Origin of the sequence: Bacteroides sp. AM16-13, assembly GCF_003602705.1 — a bacterium.
Taxonomy (GTDB): Bacteria; Bacteroidota; Bacteroidia; order Bacteroidales; family Bacteroidaceae; genus Bacteroides; species Bacteroides xylanisolvens.
In genome coordinates, this window is sequence record NZ_QTLK01000009.1 from 61847 (window position 1) to 81016 (window position 19170).

At 43.5% G+C, this 19170-nt stretch carries 22 protein-coding genes and 1 pseudogene; 8 read left to right on the forward strand and 15 right to left on the reverse strand.

Going from position 1 to position 19170, the window contains the following annotated elements; genetic code table 11:
* The 6 genes from DW173_RS09455 to ispE form a co-directional block, all read left to right on the forward strand.
* On the forward strand, nt 1–970 hold a 970-nt coding region (locus DW173_RS09455), incomplete at its 5' end, for a mobilization protein (protein WP_233562130.1).
* A 338-nt stretch (nt 971–1308) separates the two neighbouring features.
* Complete coding sequence (locus DW173_RS09460; protein WP_049702880.1) at nt 1309–1764, forward strand: hypothetical protein; 456 nt, start codon at nt 1309–1311, stop codon at nt 1762–1764.
* A 25-nt stretch (nt 1765–1789) separates the two neighbouring features.
* On the forward strand, nt 1790–2443 hold the full coding sequence (locus DW173_RS09465) for a hypothetical protein (protein ID WP_049702881.1): 654 nt from the start codon (nt 1790–1792) through the stop codon (nt 2441–2443).
* Nucleotides 2444–2462: 19 nt separating this feature from the next.
* Nucleotides 2463–3032, forward strand: a complete 570-nt coding sequence (locus DW173_RS09470) for a hypothetical protein (protein WP_049703371.1) — start codon at nt 2463–2465, stop codon at nt 3030–3032.
* Between the two features lie 12 nt (nt 3033–3044).
* Nucleotides 3045–3431 carry a hypothetical protein gene (locus DW173_RS09475; protein ID WP_049702882.1) on the forward strand — a complete coding sequence of 129 codons (387 nt, stop codon included), beginning with the start codon at nt 3045–3047 and terminating at the stop codon, nt 3429–3431.
* A gap of 296 nt (nt 3432–3727) precedes the next feature.
* Entirely contained in the window at nt 3728–4558 is an 831-nt protein-coding gene (ispE, locus tag DW173_RS09485; protein ID WP_022199635.1) for a 4-(cytidine 5'-diphospho)-2-C-methyl-D-erythritol kinase, read from the forward strand.
* Between the two features lie 32 nt (nt 4559–4590).
* Here the strand turns inward: ispE and DW173_RS09490 are convergent, their stop codons facing one another.
* The 14 genes and pseudogenes from DW173_RS09490 to DW173_RS23955 all read right to left on the reverse strand — a co-directional run bounded on the left by DW173_RS09490 (nt 4591) and on the right by DW173_RS23955 (nt 15937).
* Nucleotides 4591–4953 carry a type II toxin-antitoxin system HigA family antitoxin gene (locus DW173_RS09490; RefSeq protein WP_004295590.1) on the reverse strand — a complete coding sequence of 121 codons (363 nt, stop codon included), beginning with the start codon at nt 4951–4953 and terminating at the stop codon, nt 4591–4593.
* Between the two features lie 10 nt (nt 4954–4963).
* The gene (locus DW173_RS09495) at nt 4964–5263 is read right to left on the reverse strand and encodes a type II toxin-antitoxin system HigB family toxin (protein ID WP_004295589.1); all 300 of its coding nucleotides are present in this window, start codon (nt 5261–5263) and stop codon (nt 4964–4966) included.
* 324 nt (nt 5264–5587) lie between these two features.
* Nucleotides 5588–6622 carry a UDP-glucose 4-epimerase GalE gene (galE, locus tag DW173_RS09500; protein WP_004312756.1) on the reverse strand — a complete coding sequence of 345 codons (1035 nt, stop codon included), beginning with the start codon at nt 6620–6622 and terminating at the stop codon, nt 5588–5590.
* 223 nt (nt 6623–6845) lie between these two features.
* Nucleotides 6846–7418 (reverse strand): electron transport complex subunit RsxA, encoded by a 573-nt coding sequence (rsxA, locus tag DW173_RS09505; RefSeq protein ID WP_004303570.1) that lies wholly within the window; start codon nt 7416–7418, stop codon nt 6846–6848.
* 22 nt (nt 7419–7440) lie between these two features.
* The gene (gene rsxE, locus DW173_RS09510; RefSeq protein ID WP_004295586.1) at nt 7441–8025 is read right to left on the reverse strand and encodes an electron transport complex subunit RsxE; all 585 of its coding nucleotides are present in this window, start codon (nt 8023–8025) and stop codon (nt 7441–7443) included.
* Nucleotides 8026–8039: 14 nt separating this feature from the next.
* Nucleotides 8040–8777 (reverse strand): RnfABCDGE type electron transport complex subunit G, encoded by a 738-nt coding sequence (locus DW173_RS09515; RefSeq protein ID WP_120144365.1) that lies wholly within the window; start codon nt 8775–8777, stop codon nt 8040–8042.
* Nucleotides 8774–9781, reverse strand: a complete 1008-nt coding sequence (locus DW173_RS09520) for an RnfABCDGE type electron transport complex subunit D (protein WP_008022713.1) — start codon at nt 9779–9781, stop codon at nt 8774–8776. The genes DW173_RS09515 and DW173_RS09520 overlap by 4 nt, the downstream gene beginning before the upstream one ends.
* A gap of 5 nt (nt 9782–9786) precedes the next feature.
* Complete coding sequence (gene rsxC, locus DW173_RS09525; RefSeq protein ID WP_004309220.1) at nt 9787–11124, reverse strand: electron transport complex subunit RsxC; 1338 nt, start codon at nt 11122–11124, stop codon at nt 9787–9789.
* A gap of 24 nt (nt 11125–11148) precedes the next feature.
* Complete coding sequence (locus DW173_RS09530; protein ID WP_118418787.1) at nt 11149–12063, reverse strand: Fe-S cluster domain-containing protein; 915 nt, start codon at nt 12061–12063, stop codon at nt 11149–11151.
* A 7-nt stretch (nt 12064–12070) separates the two neighbouring features.
* Nucleotides 12071–12496 carry a SoxR reducing system RseC family protein gene (locus tag DW173_RS09535; protein WP_004317952.1) on the reverse strand — a complete coding sequence of 142 codons (426 nt, stop codon included), beginning with the start codon at nt 12494–12496 and terminating at the stop codon, nt 12071–12073.
* A 285-nt stretch (nt 12497–12781) separates the two neighbouring features.
* Nucleotides 12782–13945 (reverse strand): annotated as a pseudogene (locus DW173_RS09540) (AAA family ATPase); the annotation flags it as partial.
* Between the two features lie 32 nt (nt 13946–13977).
* Nucleotides 13978–15552 carry an ATP-binding protein gene (locus tag DW173_RS09545; RefSeq protein WP_004317951.1) on the reverse strand — a complete coding sequence of 525 codons (1575 nt, stop codon included), beginning with the start codon at nt 15550–15552 and terminating at the stop codon, nt 13978–13980.
* Nucleotides 15553–15650: 98 nt separating this feature from the next.
* A complete protein-coding gene (locus tag DW173_RS23810; RefSeq protein WP_153882642.1) occupies nt 15651–15788 on the reverse strand; it encodes a hypothetical protein in 138 nt (45 codons plus the stop codon).
* Nucleotides 15785–15937 carry a hypothetical protein gene (locus DW173_RS23955; protein WP_004317950.1) on the reverse strand — a complete coding sequence of 51 codons (153 nt, stop codon included), beginning with the start codon at nt 15935–15937 and terminating at the stop codon, nt 15785–15787. The genes DW173_RS23810 and DW173_RS23955 overlap by 4 nt, the downstream gene beginning before the upstream one ends.
* 167 nt (nt 15938–16104) lie before the next feature.
* Here DW173_RS23955 and DW173_RS09550 point away from each other — a divergent pair, with 167 nt between their 5' ends.
* Both DW173_RS09550 and DW173_RS09555 read left to right on the forward strand, forming a co-directional pair.
* Nucleotides 16105–16734, forward strand: a complete 630-nt coding sequence (locus tag DW173_RS09550; RefSeq protein ID WP_004317949.1) for a BT4734/BF3469 family protein — start codon at nt 16105–16107, stop codon at nt 16732–16734.
* 27 nt (nt 16735–16761) lie between these two features.
* Nucleotides 16762–18603 carry a DUF3987 domain-containing protein gene (locus tag DW173_RS09555; protein WP_120144366.1) on the forward strand — a complete coding sequence of 614 codons (1842 nt, stop codon included), beginning with the start codon at nt 16762–16764 and terminating at the stop codon, nt 18601–18603.
* Between the two features lie 181 nt (nt 18604–18784).
* Here DW173_RS09555 and DW173_RS09560 read toward each other — a convergent pair whose 3' ends face one another.
* Nucleotides 18785–19003 carry a DUF4248 domain-containing protein gene (locus DW173_RS09560; protein ID WP_004295574.1) on the reverse strand — a complete coding sequence of 73 codons (219 nt, stop codon included), beginning with the start codon at nt 19001–19003 and terminating at the stop codon, nt 18785–18787.
* Nucleotides 19004–19170 lie beyond the last annotated feature (167 nt).

The window sequence follows — 19170 nt, forward strand, 5'->3', positions numbered from 1 at the left end:
CACGCTCGTCCCCATCGTCAAAGGAGAGCGAAAGCGCAGGAAAAGGGAGGAACAGACGAAGAAGCGATACCGCAAGAAGCCGACCGACACCGTGAGGCTGTGCGCAGACGATATTATGACACGGCTGAAATTGAAGTCCTACCAAGATACCTATGCCGAAGCGATGGCGAAATACGGGCTGCAAAGAGGCATAGACGGCTCGAAAGCTCGCCACAAGTCCACACAGCAGTATTATCGGGATATACAGAAACTTGCCGACGACCTCAAAGCGGAAGTGGTGGATTTGCAACAGCAGAAAGAAACGGCACGGGAAGAACTAAGACAGGCGAAAAAAGAAATACAGACCGAGAAGCTGAAAGGGGCAGCAACCACCGCAGCCGCTAACATCGCCGAGAGTGTCGGTTCTCTTTTCGGCAGCAACAAGGTCAAGACATTGGAAAGGGAGAACACCGCCCTGCATAGAGAGATAGCCGACCACGAGGAAACCATCGAAGCCCTGCAAGACAGAATACAGAACATGCAGGCAGACCACAGCCGACAGATGGCAGAAGTAGAACGGAAGCACCGCAGGGAGATAGCGGACAAAGAAACGAAGCACAAGGAGGAAATATCTTTCTTGAAAACGGTAATTGCAAGGGCTGCGGCATGGTTTCCCTATTTCCGTGAAATGCTCCGTATCGAAAACCTCTGCCGCCTTATTGGGTTCGATGAAAGACAGACCGCAACGCTCGTCAAGGGAAAGCCGTTGGAGTATGCAGGGGAACTCTACTCGGAAGAACACGGACGGAAATTCACGACCGAAAAGGCTGGGTTTCAAGTAGTGAAAGACCCCACGGACGGGACGAGATTAGTTCTTGCCATCGACCGAAAGCCCATTGCCGAGTGGTTCAAGGAACAGTTCGAGAAGTTAAAGCAGAACATACGCCGACCTATACAACCGCAAAGGAAAAGCAGAGGAATGAAACTGTAGAATTCCGATTTTAAACAGCGAGCAAATAAATCTGTTGCAACATAAGTGATTATCACAACTTTTCATTACTTTTGTGTTTGGATTGGGGAAACTCCGTCCAAGACATATTAGAAAAGAAAGAAGCGTTATGCTTATCTTGTTGTTGAAAACGTAGGAAATTTTCAAAATGAGCAAGGATGGCATAGTGGTTCTCACGCTATAGCGTGGGCTGCTATTACTACATCTGCTCATTAGGGTTTTCCTACGACCTTCAACAAAGACGTGGCATTGCAGTTCCACGCTTCTGTGTAATTAACGGCTTTATTGGAACTTAATGAGCCATAGGAATAAAGAAAAATATGAAATTAATCAAACAAATTATACCTATCGCTATTATTATAACATTAATGACATCTTGTGCATCAAGCAGGATTGTACTATCAAGCAATGCAGATGTAAGCAAGTACAAGTATGTTATTTTTGGTAGTGAATCATCAGGTGATAGAGAATTAGATGATATTATAATGGCAGTTCAAAATCAAATTGCAGAAACAAATCTAAAAGTGTTATCTACCTCTAATATCTCAAAGGTATTGGAGTGTTCTGATAGCATTCTTACGCCTAATATCCATGTTACTTCTGAAAAATGGGATGGAGGACATACATATATTACAGTAACATTTTACGACTACAATAACAATCAACGTATAGCAGTAGTAAAAAGTAGTGGAATAGGAATGACTGTAAGCCATGACCAAAATATAGCGTTAGGCGCAATAAGAAAAGAACTTGACAAATTATTTAAAGATAATTGAGTGTCCACCACAATGAGAATAAGATATGTACCCACACGATAATATTTTTAATATTTATTACAATATAGGTAAGCGAACACCATTTTTAGTTAAACGGTGTGAGTTGGGTTTAGCACGCTCATCAAGTGAAGAGAGGCGTATTGACCCTAATCGAGATAGAACCTTTTTAGTTGAAACAGTAAAGCCACGTGGTAAATATGGAAAAGCTTATGGTAAATGCTTTATGAATGGTAAACCTGATGACACTTATAGGAAAGAGTGTTATCCAAATATCAAAGATGAAGAAATCCCTTGTGCCGGATGTGGAGAGTGGGTTTTAATTGATGTTCCTGGCGTATCTCTTGATGAAATATTTCCTATTCACAAAGCGGATGAGATACTTATGTTTGGGAAATATAAAGGGAAATCTTTGGGGGATATTTATAAAATGGATTATCAATATCTTTATTGGTTAGAAACGACAGATAGGCTTTTCAAAATAGACTTTAAAGAGCTTAAACGATTGTATCCAAATGTCGAAAAAACTTTGGATATATCTATTTCAGAAAGGATTATTGATTTTGGGAAATATAAGGGACAAAAATTTGGCGATATTAAAGATGATATTTCTTATCTTGAATGGCTTGTTTCAATAGGTAAAATATCTATTGAAGACTTTAATTTATTAACTACTATATAACCAATTAAATATGATAAGTATGAAGAAAATTTTAATCACCTTAACAGTACTCTTTGCAGTCATTGACATTATGGCACAAGAGCACCTTTCGTTTAAGGGTATTCCCATTGAGGGAAGTATGACAGAATTTTGTCAAAAGCTCAAATCTAAAGGATTTACTTCAATTGGTCGTGAAAACAATATAACTTTGTTTTCAGGGGACTTTACAGGTCGTCAAGCAACGGTAGGGGTAACTGCTACAGACGATGGAAAAAATGTTTTTGCAGTTGTCGTTTTATTTGACCCAAGTGGGGAGTGGAATACCCTTGTTAATACTTACGACTATTATAAGGATTTATATACTCGTAAATATGGCAAGCCGACAATTTCAAAAGAAAACAACCCTGCCCATTTAGATTCCAATACCGCTTTAATGGCGGAAGTGCATCAGGGAACGGTTGTATATGGTAGTGCATGGGAAGTGACAGGAGGAGATATACAACTTTCAATTGAAAAGTCTTCTGGAGTTTATGAAGGTATGGTAATGATTCGCTATCGTGATTCTCAAAATGTTGAAGCCAAAATCCAAAATGATTTGGATGATATTTAGACAAGGACAGCTATGAAAAAAGTATGTATATTCATTGGTGGTGTTGTCACTGGAGCTATTCTAGTGGTTGTTGTTTCCATGCTTATAGCTGGTGGAAATTCTACTTATAAAGGAATTACATTATTTGAAAAAGAGGGAGAATGTATAAGTGAAAATTCTTTTAAGGTATTTCAAGTTTTGGATTCAGGTGAAGCCTTAGCTAACGAAGTAAAACAAGGATACTTGATACCAACAGGATTAACTGTGTTATTTTTGAATGAGGATGGACTGTCTTACTATGACGACCAAGTTATTAAGATACCTTCAGGTAAATGTGCTAAACAAATAGGGATATTCAAATATTCCGCTAAATCGGGTATGGAAAAGACAGTTCCTATAGTTGGTATACGTAACAAATAGAAAAGGTGGTCATTGACCACCTTTTCTATTTGTTACATAACATAACCTCATGAATGGGATGAATGATTTTCTTTTTTCGCAAGCCGATTTTATAAAATTGCCACCGATAGTTCGTACTTTCGGAAAAAGATATTATATTTGCAAATGAAAGAGTTATTTGACAGTATAGCAACGCAAAACGCTGAATTTCGCACAGTTGCTAAATCGTTACCTCTATTTCTCAAATAATTCGCTAAAAGTTTATTCTTCAATCGGTTAAGTCGAACCGATAAAAATCTAAAATAGTAAATAACCTTATGCTCGCTTTTCCTAATATCAAAATAAACCTGGGACTTTCCATCACGGAAAAACGCCCGGACGGATATCACAATCTGGAAACCGTTTTCTATCCGGTAGCCCTCGAAGACGCTCTCGAAATCCGTACTTCTTCTGAAACAGAAAAGAAGATTATCCTCCACCAGTATGGCATGGAGATAGCCGGCAATCCGGAAGACAACCTGGTGGCAAAGGCCTATTCATTGCTGGATAAGGAGTTTCATCTTCCCCCTGTCGAAATTCATTTATATAAGCATATTCCCTCGGGAGCCGGACTGGGGGGCGGTTCATCCGATGCCGCTTTTATGCTGAAGTTGCTCAATGATCATTTTCAGCTGGAATTATCTGAAGAACAGCTGGAGGTATATGCCGCCACTTTGGGAGCGGACTGTGCTTTCTTTATTAAAAACAAGCCGACCTATGCCGAAGGGATCGGAAACCTGTTCTCACCAATCGAGCTTTCATTAAGCGGTTACCAAATCATGATCGTCAAGCCGAACGTTTTCGTTTCTACCCGGGAAGCCTTTTCAAATATCCACCCGCACCGTCCGGAATATCCGGTCAAAGAGGCAATCCTGCGTCCAGTTGCAGAATGGAAGGATATCCTAATCAATGATTTCGAAGCAAGTGTATTCCCGCAACATCCCGTCATTGGAGAAATCAAAGAAGAACTCTATCATCAAGGAGCAATCTACGCATCCATGAGCGGCTCCGGCTCATCCGTATTCGGGCTGTTTGCTCCCGGATTCGTCTTACCGGAAATTGATTGGGGAACTGACGTATTCTGCTTCAAAGGTACATTAAACAAATAAATCTCACTAACAATTATGTTTTGACTATTTTTTCAAAATCCCAACATGGCAGCGGGGTGTATATTGAGTACCCGGCAAAGCAAGCGAGCTATTTTTAAAGTAGGTTCCGAGCGACCCGAAATATAATCATTCACGCGTGAAGGGCTAACCCCTATTTCACTGGCAAGCTGTTTTTGTGTCATCCCCTTTTCTTCAAGGGACAATTCTATCAATTCTGCTACGGTTGGTTTTTCTATAGGAAAATGTTCCTTCTCATACGCAATCACTATATCAGACATAACAGAAAGCTCCACCATGCTCTTGTCATTTGCAGGAGTGCTGTCGTCCACCAAAGGCAGAAGTTCTTCGACTCTTGCCAATGCAAATTCGTATTGTTCTTTCGTTATTTTAGTCATATCTATTATATTATATAGTTGAACAATCTATTTTATCATACTCTTTATGAGTTCCCACCCAACGGACAAAAATGTATCCCACCGTAAATTTAACAACCACTACCAGCCGATAGTTGTTCCCTCTGATATTAAAAACATAGTGTTGATTGCCCACATAATCAGTCGATAGAAAATCCGCTTTTATATCAGACAAATTCCGCCATTCTGCTTTTTCCGCTATATCATACCAACGTTCTAAAGCAACACGTGAATCTTCACACCCTTTCGTCTCGTAGAAATCTTTCAATTTCTTATGTGATACTACTCTCATATCTTATTCATTTGATACAAAATTACAAAATAATTTTGGATAACAGAAGAATTAGTGCTAAATATTTTATAAAACAGAACATCCATGCTGGGCGTACCAAAAAAACGGTACCACGACTCACGTCGTAGTACCGTCACAACACAAACACAAAATAAAACACGACAAAACTACTATGCAATCTTTCCTGTCTATGCCGGGGAGGCATAAGTACTATTTACGTATATTCGCATACTCATAAACAGCTTCAGGTCGATTAGCATCAAATAAACAAATCGCATGCACGATTTGTTTAATCTTTTATGTTCATTTTAAAACAAATCTCTTTTATTGAATCCCTCTTTCACGGAGTTTCAGCTGCCAGTTCCATGCAGAACGTAAAGTATCTTCCAAAGTTTCTACAGCCTTCCAACCCAGTTCCTGGTTTGCGAAATCCGGATTCGCCCAAACTTTTTCAATGTCGCCTGCACGACGTCCGACAATCTGATAATTCAATTTTACGCCGGTGGCTTTTTCAAAGCCATTTATTAATTCCAATACAGAAACGCCACGTCCTGTACCGATATTGAACACTTCCACTTTTTCTTTTTGTGTCTTTTCCAAGATACGTCGGATAGCGATCACGTGGGCTTTAGCCAAGTCAACAACATTGATAAAGTCACGGATACAAGAACCGTCCGGTGTATCATAATCATCACCAAACACACTTAGTTTCTCACGGATGCCGATGGCGGTTTGGGTCAGATATGGAATCAGGTTTTGAGGAACCCCATTAGGCAGTTCACCCAGCAATGCCGTAGGATGCGCACCAATCGGATTGAAATAGCGCAGCATAATCGCATTGATCGGAGCACCTGAAGCTACCGTATCACGAATAATCTCTTCATTAATCTGTTTCGTATTTCCGTATGGCGATTCCGCTTTCTTAATCGGAGCCTTTTCTGTCACCGGCAATTCATCCGGCTGGCCGTATACTGTACAGGAAGAAGAGAACACAATACCTTCTACTCCATGTTTTGGCATCAGTTCGAGAAGGTTAATCAAAGAAACCAGGTTATTACGGTAGTAAAGCAACGGTTTCTGTACCGATTCTCCTACTGCTTTGCTCGCTGCAAAGTGAATGATCGCCTTAATTCCTTTATATTTTGTAAATACTGCATCAAGACCAGCAAAGTCCAGGCAATCCAGCTTTTCAAAAACTGGGCGAATACCGGAAACTTTCTCTATATTGTCAACAACGTCAGCACTTGAATTTGATAAATTATCGATGATGATTACTTCATATCCACTGTTTTGTAGTTCTACAACAGTATGAGACCCTATGTATCCTGTCCCGCCTGTTACTAAAATTCTTTCTTTCATATACTTTATAAAAATGGTTAGTTTCTCGGCTTATCATTGTTTGAGTTACAAATGTATGGAAATAAAATGGAATAGCAATAATTTGCCACAATTTTATTTGCTGAAAAGTAATTTAGGTACGATTTGGTGGCAATCAGGTATAAAAAAGAATTGGAAACTCAAAGCTGTATGGCGACATACAACAGAGCTTCCAATCCCCTATTTAATTATCAACTGTAAATCCTTACACCACGCCGGAGAATCCCATGAATGCCATAGCAAGCAAACCGGCGGTAATCAAGGCAATCGGAGTGCCTTGCATTCCTTTAGGTACTTTCACGAGGCTCATCTGCTCGCGCAATCCGGCAAAAAGCACCAGTGCCAGACCGAAACCGATGGCCGTAGAAAACGCGTACACAACACCTGTCAGCAGGTCGTAGTCTTTCTGAATCACCAGGATAGCCACACCAAGAATACAACAGTTGGTTGTAATCAAAGGCAAGAACACGCCCAAAGCCTGATACAGAGCAGGCGATACTTTTTTCAGAATGATTTCCACCATTTGCACCAATCCGGCAATGACCAGAATGAACGTAATCGTCTGCAAATATCCCAGCCCGAAAACATCCAATACAAACTTCTGAATCAGGAAAGTAACGATGGTAGCGATGGTCAACACGAAAGCAACCGCAGCGCTCATACCCATCGCAGTCTCTACTTTCTTAGATACGCCTAGGAACGGACAGATACCCAAGAACTGCGACAACACGATGTTGTTTACAAAGATTGCCGAAATAAATATCAATATATATTCCATATTCTTTTCTTATTTAATTGAATTAGGCTTTCTTGAAACTGTTAATCAGCGCAATGAGGTATCCCAAAGCGATGAAAGCACCCGGAGCCAATACAAATACCAACATTCCATATTCTTCCGGCATGATGGTCAGATCGAAAATCTTACCGGTTCCCAGAAATTCACGGACAGCACCCAGCAATGTCAGGGCAATGGTGAAACCAAGTCCCATGCCAATACCGTCGAACATAGAAGCAACTGCGTTATTCTTGGCGGCGAATGCTTCGGCACGTCCCAACACAATACAGTTCACTACAATCAACGGGATGAAAAGTCCGAGCGTAGCGTACAGTCCCGGCACGTATGCCTGCATCACCATTTGAAGCAAGGTTACGAAAGACGCGATCACCACGATAAACGACGGGATACGCACCATATCCGGAATCAGGTTCTTGATTAAAGAGATCACCACATTCGAGCAGATCAAAACGAACATGGTAGCCAGTCCCATACCCATACCATTGATGGCCGACGAAGTCGTACCCAATGTAGGACACATACCGAGCAGGAGTACAAACGTAGGATTCTCTTTGATAATCCCGTTCATCATTACTTTAAAGTTATTCATATCTGTCTCCTTTCTTATTTAGCACTGACCGAATCAGTAAGTTCAACTTTTATCGTAGCTCCTGTAGCAGTGTCAGAATCTGCGCCTGTAGCCTTTTGAGAAGCACCGCTGACACCATTCACTTCACCACCTTCCGCTTTATAAGCCTGATAAGCAGCATTTACAGCATTCAAAAACGCACGTGAAGTAATGGTAGAAGCTGTAATAGCATCCACCGCTCCCCCATCCTTGCTGACAGTCAACGGAGTTTCACCCGGATTCATCCCCAAAATAGACTTTTTACTCTCTTCGTGAGACACAGCCTGTTCTCCCTTGGCCGGGTCGTATGCTCCGAACCATTTGTCGGCTTTAGAGCCCAGTCCCGGAGTTTCCGCGTGAGCGAGTAACGAGTAATTATAGATTTTACCTTCGGCGTTAAAGCCTACCAGTACTTTCAGTTCGCCGCCAAATCCCATTGATTTAGCTTCGACGGCCGTTCCTACAAGTTCTTCGCCGTTCTTAGCCGGATAAACGATAAAGTCAACGTTCTTCTTTCCGTCTTTCTCGCTGAAAATCGTATCGCTTTCCGCTACCGGATTATTGGTAAATTCGGGAAGAACCTTTTTCAAAGCCTCGTTCAGTGTCTTCGCATTCGCTTCGGCAATGGGGCCTTTTGTCAGTTCATTTACATAAGCCAGCAACGCTACGGAGACAGCAGTCACGCCCGTAAGTACCAGCAACATATTCTTTAAAGATGATTCTAACTTTTTCATTTCTTCTTCGCTACCTCCCCAAAGCGTTTTGGTTTACAATAGGTGTTAATCAGCGGAGTGAACGCATTCATAATCAGGATAGCGAACGACATACCTTCGGGATAAGCACCGAACAGACGGATGACAACCGTTAGCAGACCGATACATACACCATAAATCAACATTCCTTTCTTACTCATCGGAGAAGTCACATAGTCGGTTGCCATAAAGACAGCACCCAGCATCAGACCACCGGAGAGCAACTGCAATATCGGAGAAACATATTTTTCCGGATCTGCCAAGTGCATGATACCTGCAAAGATAAACACGGTAGCCAGGATAGACACAGGAATATGCCAAGTGATGATCTTCTTCCAGAGCATATAAACCAGTCCGATCAATAGAGCCAATGCACTCACTTCACCCAAGCATCCGCCATTCTGTCCGATCAGCAAACTCAATGCATCCGGAATCTGGTTTAAAGCATCCATAGCCGCACTCTTATCTGCAGCATGAATCGCTTGTTTCATCAATGCCAGCGGAGTGGCACCGGTGGTAGCATCCGTATAGGCGGTCAACTGTCCGACTACCGGCCAGCTGGTCATCTGTACCGGGAAAGAAAGTAACAGGAACACACGTCCTGCCAGTGCCGGATTAAAAGGATTGCAACCTAATCCGCCGAAAGACATTTTGCCTACACCAATAGCAAACAGTGCACCCAGAATGATAATCCAGATAGGGAGATTAGACGGTAAGTTGAATGCCAGCAACACACCTGTGATGATGGCAGAGCCGTCGCAGATGGTGGTGGTAGGTTTCTTCATTAAATATTTCCCGATCGCCCATTCGAAGAACAAACAAGCTGCAACGGAAGTAGCCGTGACAATCAGGGCACCCAGTCCGAAGAAATAGAGAGACACCAGAAAAGCCGGAATCAGTGCGATCAGCACGCCATACATATTTTTCTGTACGCTGTCTCCGCCATGAACGTGGGGTGATAGTGATACGATTAATTTATTTTCCATATTCGTTATTTTTTAGCTTGACGTGCACGAATCATAGCGCCTACTTTGCCTTTACCCAGACGACAATAGTCGAGCAGCGGACGGTTGGCAGGACAAGTGAACTGGCAAGAGCCGCACTCGATACAATCCATGATTCTTTCTTTTTCCATTGTTTCAAAATCTCCGTTTTCGGACAAAGCTCCGAGCAAGTACGGTTCCAGTCCCATCGGACAGGCACTCACGCACTTCGCGCAACGGATACAGGTTTGAGCTTCGCCGCGTTTGGCTTCCTTCTGATTCATAATCAGGATACCGGAACTGCCCTTCGCAGTAGGAACCTCGATATTTACGAGCGCCTTACCCATCATCGGACCGCCACCGATCACCTTACCCGTATCTTCGGGCAGACCACCGCAAGCGTCAATCAACTGTTTCATCGGCGTACCGATACGAGCCAGGAAATTGGAAGGTTTCGCAACCGACTTTCCTGTCACGGTAATCACACGTTCGAACAACGGCTTATTTTTCTGTACAGCTTCATAAACGGCAAATGCTGTTCCCACGTTCTGAACGACTGCTCCCGTAGAGATAGGCAATGCGCCGCTCGCCACCTGACGTTTGGTGATTGCGTCAATCAATTGCTTTTCACCTCCTTGCGGATATTTCACCTTCAAGGGCACTACTTCGATACCTGCATAGCTGGAAGCTACTTTGGTCATCAGTTCGATAGCATCAGGCTTATTATTTTCGATTCCGATAAATGCCTTGTTCACTTTCACCGCTTTCATCAAGATAGAAACACCCACCATGATTTCTTCCGCGTGTTCCAGCATCAGCTGATGGTCGGCAGTCAGGTAAGGTTCGCACTCTACGGCATTGATAATCACACATTCAGCCTTGAAAGAAGGAGGAGGACAAAGTTTTACCTGCGTAGGGAAACAAGCACCGCCCAGACCTACGATTCCGGCATCGGCAATCTTCTTCACGATCTCTTCTGCGGAAAGTTCACACTCTTTCACCAGTGTGGTGCTACGGTCGATTGTTTCTTCCCATTCGTCGCCTTCCACATCAATGAAGATGGCAGGTTTCGCATAACCGCTGGCATCGACTATGGTATCAATCTTCGCCACTTTACCACTGACCGAAGAGTGAATTGCTGCCGAAACAAAGCCGGCAGGTTCGGCAATCCGTGTGCCTACCTTTACCACATCCCCTTTCGCTACAACCGGTTTTGCAGGCGCACCGATGTGCTGCCCCAGCAAAATAACAGCCTTTGCAGGAACTTCCGCTGTGATAATAGGTTGATGTGCCGACAATTTATTTTCGTGTGGATGAACTCCACCAATTGAAAATGTCTTTAACATACAGTTCTGTATTTTTTTCTGTTATTATTCTGTTACTTTCGGAGCTTCTGTAGCCTTCGGAGCAGGAGTTTCCACTTTTGCAGCCGGGTTCGGAGCGGCCGGAGCTTCTTCTTTGGGTTTCCGCGGCGGGAAATTCAACTCGATAATGCTATTCTGCGGACAAACTTCCACACATTTCCGGCAAGATTTACACTTGTTCGGATCAATATAAGCCAAGTTGTTTTCCAGCGTAATAGCCTCGAACGGACAAGTCTTCACACACTTGCCACAGCCGATACAGCTCACTGTACAAGCCTTACGTGCCACAGCTCCCTTGTCTTTATTCACACAAGAAACATACACGCGGCGTGACTTCTTTCCTTGCGGACGGATTTCGATGATCGCCTTCGGGCAAGCCTTCACACAAGCGCCACAAGCGGTACATTTCGCTTCATCCACTTCCGGAAGTCCCGTTTCAGGATTCATGTGGATGGCATCGAACTGACAAGCAGCCACACAGTCACCACACCCCAGACATCCGTAACTACATCCCGTTTCCCCACCATACAGCGAAGCGGCAATAGCACAACTCTTCGCACCATCATATTGGTTGGTACGCGGACGATTGGCACACGTTCCGTTACATCTTACCACTGCTACCATCGGTTCAGCTTCACCGGCTGCAAGTCCGAGGATATCAGCAATTTGTGCCATGACAGGTTGTCCACCTACGGGGCAGAATTTACCATCCAGCGAACCGGCTTTGACGCAAGCGTCGGCAAATCCGCTACAACCGGGATAGCCACATCCACCACAATTAGCCTGGGGAAGCACTTCTCCCACCTGAGCAATCCGCGGGTCTTCATACACGGCAAATTTCTTGGAAGCCACATAAAGAATAGCGGCCAGCACGAGCGCTATAGCTCCCAATGAAATCACTGCAATCAGAATCAAATTCATAATGTTTTTAGTTATTTATTGGTTTTATAGTAAATGAAAATTGTTGTTTGAGTCGCGTTTTATTGAGCCACAAAACGAAATAATAAGGTATAAGGACAGCCAGAGAAAGAAGTGCTGCATACAACTCATTCTCTATCCACGCCATCAAAAGAAACAATGAAAATATAAGAAGTACGAAAGGAAGTACGAAAGCCAATACCACTGCCATCATGCCCATCGACGTTTCGCCGACCACCATCACCTTCTCTCCCACCTGATAGGAAGAAGCCGCGGTATCTATAATATCTATGATTTTGTCCTTACTATCCGCCGAGGAACAATGCCCCTTTGCGCTACAAGCCGCGCAAGCCGATGTCTGGACAATCCTCACCGACAGATGAGAACCTTGGATGTTTTCCACAATACCTAGATGCTTTATAGTATTATTCGTCATTTTGCAAACTCCGCATTACAAATCGCGGCAAATTTAATCATTATTTGTGAACTACGAAGCATTCCCCCAACTTTTTCTACATAATAAATTGTTATTTTTTGCGTTTTCGTTATCGCACACGGAAAAGATATAGCTACCATTTGATATTTTTCAAGAATGGCAAATAGACATCCTAAACAAAAAATCCCAGCCGTTTTATTTATTCAGCCGGGATTTTCTATCGTTATTTCACCATTATTCCACTATCCATTTCTCAATATTACGCATTTTCGCGTTAAAGTTCTATATTTCAAACTCCGACTCTACCGCATTGGTGTTCGCATAAAAGGGAAGCAAAAATTTAATAAATCCTTCCTCTACTTCGCGATTAGGGAAGCCTAAACTATAAATTCCAAATTCTTCGTCATACCCTTTGATAGTGAGATAACCGCTCTGATAAATGACCGGAATAGGATTGTCCGATGTTGAATCAATACTGTTCAATACAGCGACACTCGTTTCCTCATGCGCCATACGTTCCAAGTCATAATGATGTTTTTTCAGCAACTCCACTAGATAAGTAGGAGTTCCCGTTTCAAACCAATAACTACCGAACTCTCTATATTTAAAAGTATTAAGCAAGCTGAACGGATTATATATTCCGATAGAATTGTATGTAAAATGATAGCCATCATAGTACTCCCTCAATCTATTGCACAGTTCACCATAAGTCAGCTCCTTTGCATCCGCCAGTTCATGCAGTTCAATTTCCAAATTATCATGCAATTCTTTTTCAGAAACTCCGCAAATATCCACGTATTGCTTCCGCATTGAGATGTCATCGAGATTATTTAAATCGCTGAACACGCTTACCTTACCGAATTTCGTCACTCCCGTCAGAAAAGCAAACTGAATACAACCGTCCATAGTCTTCAGCACACTATAAAAAGCTTTCATGGTATTACGGAATTCCTTCTGAAGTTCCTCGTTACCTATTGCCTGCAACATGGGTTTATCATATTCATCAATCAGAATGACCACACGCTGCCCGGTTTGCTCATAAGCCCGTTCAATAAGGCCGCGAAAACGCAATGCAAAAGTTGTTTCCGACGGGGCGGTGCCATATTGCTGTTCCCATTTCTCCAATGTGAAATTCAATATGCTGTCCAGGCTCTCCCGCGTATCATACTTCTCCGTATTAAGATCGATATGAAAAATAGGATATGTAATCCAATCCTTTTCCAGCTTTTCCATGGCCAAGCCCTCAAAAAGTTCTTTCTTGCCCAAGAAATACGCTTCAAGCGTAGATATCAACAGACTTTTTCCAAAACGACGGGGACGGCTCAAGAAATAATAACTGCCTGTCTTCACCATCTGATAAATCAAAGCAGTCTTATCAATATAGAAATAACCGTCTTTCCGGATTTTTTCAAAGTTCTGTATGCCAATGGGGTATATCTTGCTACTCATACTCTTTTAAAATTATTTAAATTATAATACAACTATGCATACGTTCCTCTTGAAATCACCCAATCAGCAATTGTCCGAGTCTCCGCACTAAAATTTATTGCAACCTTTACCACCGGAAGCCCGCAAAGAGCAAAACGATCTGCATATTGCTGCAAATCAATTTGCTTCATGGCAATCTCTGCATTTTGATTCAATTTCAGTTCTACCAGATAGAGAGTAGTCCTCGTGCGAAGCACCATATCCACACGTCCTTTCAGCGTGTGCACCTCCACATCGGTATAAATGCCCAGCAATGAGAATATCACATATAGCATCTGCTGGTAATGTCCCTCATAATCCGTGTTGTCGCAATAAGGCACAGTGGAAAGAAAAGCCTGAAGCAGCTTCAAAGCCTCGTCCATATCTCCCCGCACAATGTTACGCGCTAAGTTACGCACCACACTATTCACCTCATGACTGTCACTCGTCACATAAGATGGGATCAGGCTTTTCATCAGACCGACACGCACCTCTTTGTTTGGAATATCAAGCATATATGCGTCAAATTCCAAATCCGCACCCTTTATCGTAAGGTAACCAGCCTGATAAAGCAACGGCATATAATTGGTAGCCAACTCTAAAGGTACGTTAAAATCACTGGGAGACGCTTCCTCGCCACCAATTTCTGATGGCAATACAGCATATTTACGCAGCATCTCTATGATATAAGTGGGTGTACCACTCTCAAACCAATAAGAGCCGATCTCTCCCAAAGCCATCGCCTTCAGCAAACTGAAAGGATTGAAAACGTCGGGCGACGGCCACGAAAAATGATAACCGTCATAATTTTCCTTCAGTCTGTCCAACATCTCCTCTGCAGTGATTCCCAACCGGGTAGCCAGATGCTTTACATCGGGAGCCATTTGAGTACGGAGTTCTTCAGCAGTGATACCGCAAATGGCAGCATAATCAGGCAGCATACTCACATTGGTGATATTATTAAGTTCACTGAACACGCTAAGTTGCGAGAACTTGGTTATACCCGTAAGAAAAACAAAGCGCAGATAAGGATCACATGCCTTCAACGGACTGTAAAAATTGCGCATCACATTACGCAACTGCGGCAGATTTTTCTCCTCATGAACCACATCAAGCAGAGGAGCGTCATATTCGTCTATCAAGACAACCACTTTTTTACCGGTCTGCTTATAAGCACGTTTTATAAGTCCCTCCAGACGCTGATTCACATACAGTTCCTCTTCTACACGTCCATAAATCTCCTCGTATGCCATGAGTTTCAATTCCAGTTCCGCGTTCAGTTGTTCCCTGTCCACATGTTTAGCGGTACTCATGTCGAAGTGCAACACCGGGTGTTGTATCCATTCCTTCTCCAATGTCTCCATGGCCAGTCCCTCAAACAAATCCTTCCGTCCCTCGAAATAACAGTGAAGGGTACTGGTAAGCAAAGATTTTCCAAAACGTCGGGGACGGCTTAGAAACAGATAGCTGGAAGCCGAATGCGTCATCCGGTACACATATTCCGTCTTGTCAATATAGAGAAAATTCCCCTCACGTATCTTAAAGAAAGTCTGTATCCCGATAGGATATAATCTTTGCAAATCTTCCATATCAATCTTATTTTTCACAAAGCTACAAAAAAATCCATTCATAAAGACCACAGGCGGGAAACTTTTTCCCGCCTGCCGCTTTTACCTTATCTGTTTTTTCACCGTTCTCCTCTCTCCTCCTCTTTTCTTCTCCTGTATCGAAAATACATTCTCCTCCATTCATCCCAGATAGCCCCGGCTTCCTCTTCATTGAAGGCATCCAGACAGCACTCCACCACTTTTACGTAATCACTCAATGGGCGTTTTGCCCCTTTTTTAAATCATTAAAAGTAGAGTGGCCGATGTGTACGCTCTTCCGTATTTCGTCATTTTTCAAATCCGCACGCTTTTGCAACTCTCCTATGTAAACTCCTAAAGCTACATATAAACCTTTTTCATTTTCCATTCTTTTTTATTGTTAAAATTACACCGTAACGGTTAATTATTTTCACTTTCATCCCAACATGTCGGGACGATGTCTATTTTGCATTTACTAATTTTACGCTGTGTTTTGAAACACACTCATATTTTTTTGCAAAAATAAACATTTTAACTTGAAACAAAAAGAAAATGATGCCAAACAACTACAGAATGTCCTATTTCATGCCACCTATCGCTCCTATCAAAGACAAACAAGGCCGACTGATGACTCCTCCCACGCTTATCCCCTTCTGCGAAGTCTCCATCGAACAAGTTTTCCAAATGATTACTTGCAACGAGAATCTCAAAGCCCTGACCGAACAAGTGCGCAACTCCGAAGATATACGAACCGCCAAAGCGTCATTACTACCGTATGTGACCCCCTGCGGCACATTCACCCGCCGTAGCAGTAAGGATTTCGTCTCCCCGTCTCACCTGGTGATAGTAGATGTGGACGGTCTCCACTCTTATCAGGAAGCAGTGGAAATGCGACGTATGCTCTATGACGATCCTCTCCTACAACCTGTACTCACCTTTGTCAGCCCCAGCGGACTGGGTGTAAAGGCATTTGTTCCCTGCCATTATTCCTCCACGACAAATGACATCCAAAATATCACAGACAACATGAGTTGGGCGATGCGGTACGTAGAGACGGCATACAATACGGTAACAGCAGTTTCTTCCGAAACAAAATCCAAAGTAGATTTCTCCGGCAAAGACCTCGTGAGAGCCTGTTTCCTTAGTTACGACCCGGAAGCATTGTTCAGAACCACCAACAAATAAATCATAAATCAAAAATCATAAATCAAAATGACCGATATTGAATCTTTACGCCGTCTCACCGAAGCAGTCGAAACGGCAGGAGCGGACATTGCTCCCACTTATCTTGAATACGTACAATTGTCATTCGCCATCGCAACGGATTGCGGCGAAGCAGGACGTGAGTTTTTTCACCGCCTGTGCCGGGTGTCTCCCAAGTATCAGCGCGAACATGCCGAACGGGTATTCTCCAACGCACTCCACACCCAACGTGGAGAAGTGCACCTGGGCACCGCTTTCCACCTTGCCGAAGCGACGGGAGTAAGCATCTGCATAGAAGAAATGCCCAAACATCCCACAGGTACAAAAGGTACAGCAGGTACAGCACGCAAATTTCCCCCACACACGGGCGCGCATAATAAGGTGGGAAATGACAATATCTCCGATGATAGAGAAGGGGAAGAAGAACTATTACCAGGCAGTGAACCACAACATCAATTACCCACTTTTCCGGAAAACGACTGGCCGGAATTTTTGCAACGTATCATAAAAGCCGGGAGCAACCCAATACAACACGACATCATGTTATTGGGAGCGCTCACTGCCCTGGGTGCTTGTATGTCGCGCCACGTGCGATGCCTATATGGCGGCAAATACCATCACCCCAGCCTCCAATGTTTCGTAGTGGCTCCTTCGGCTTCCGGCAAAGGTATCCTTTCTTACATCCGCTTACTCGTGGAACCTATCCACGACGAGATCCGCAAAGAAGTGGCCATACAGATGAAAGCATACAAAAAAGAGAAAGCCGAGTATGATGCAATGGGAAAAGAACGAACCAAAAAGGAGGCTCCACAAATGCCCCCTAACAGGATGTTCCTCATTTCGGGCAACAACACCGGTACGGGTATCCTGCAAAACATCATGGACTCCGACGGAACCGGACTTATCTGCGAAGCGGAAGCGGACACTCTCTCCACCGCCATCGGATCGGACCACGGTCATTGGAGCGATACCCTGCGCAAAGCGTTCGACCACGACCGCTTGTCCTACAACCGCCGCACCGACCAGGAATACCGGGAAGTGAAGAAAAGCTATCTTTCCGTTCTGATTTCGGGTACGCCGTCGCAGGTGCAAACTTTCATTCCGACGGCAGAAGACGGATCATACTCCCGCCAATTATATTATTACATGTGCGGAATCAGTAAATGGATCAGCCAATTTATGGACAACGAGATAGATTGGGAGGAGATATTCACCGCTATGGGACTGGAATGGAAAGAAAAGTTGAGCGTGATAAAATCGCACGGCATTCATACCCTGCAACTCACGGATGAACAAAAAGAAGAAATCGACACCGTCTTTTCCGACTTGTTTGAACGCTCCAGTGTAGCTAATGGAAGGGAAATGTATAGTTTTGTGGCACGTCTGGCTGTCAATCTATGCAGAATCATGTCGGAAGTAGCCGTATTGCGTGCTCTCGAAAGCCCGCAGCCCTACGACTTCAAGACCTCCCCCACCTCTCCTTTCACACCGGACAAAGAGATTCCTGCCGACAACTGCAAAGATGACATCATCACTCGTTGGGATGTATCCATTTCACAGGAAGACTTTCATGCTGTGCTTAGCCTTGCGGAACCTCTCTACTGCCATGCCACGCATATTCTATCGTTCCTCCCCAGTACAGAAGTCAGCCATCGTCCTAATGCCGATCGTGACTATCTTTTCCAGAAACTGGGTGATGAATTTACTCGTACACAGTTACTGGAAGAAGCAGTTGCCATGGGAATTAAGGAAAACACAGCCCTCACTTGGTTGAAACGGCTCACCAAGCGCGGAATATTAGTCAGTATGGACGGTAAAGGGTTGTATGCGCGTGCGTGTGTGTATGAGTGAACCGGAAAAAGTGTACCTACTGTACCCGTTTTACTTACGGATGCAGTAGTCATTTCAATTACCACATCCGTTTTGACTGAAACAATCGTTTGTCCTGCATAAAGCATCGCTTTAGGAGGTGTAAAGCTAAGCTTTAGACATCGTAAAGCGGTGCTTTAGACACCATAGAGCGACGCTTTATTTAAGGCTCTCCTAAAGCATCCACAATCACTCTCACCTCCAACGGTGTGAATGAGCGTCGCTTTGATTCGTAGCCTAAGTCGTACAGGCGTTGCAGAAGTCCGGGACACAAGGAGATCCATTTCTTCATCTTTCGATAGGCAGCAATGTCAGTTAGTTGTGGAGAATAGAGTTGCGCCAGTTCCATGCGCCCGTAAGCACGTATTTTAAATTCACTCATGATGGATATATTTCTGATTTACTGTTACAAAAATAACAAAAAACGGCTATATAACCAACGTTTTTCCATTGAATAACCGACTATAATGACAAATAACCGACCGCTACCAGACACAACCGTGCACAGCTGATTTCCGGGAGATCCGGAGTAGTATTTTTGTATCGTCG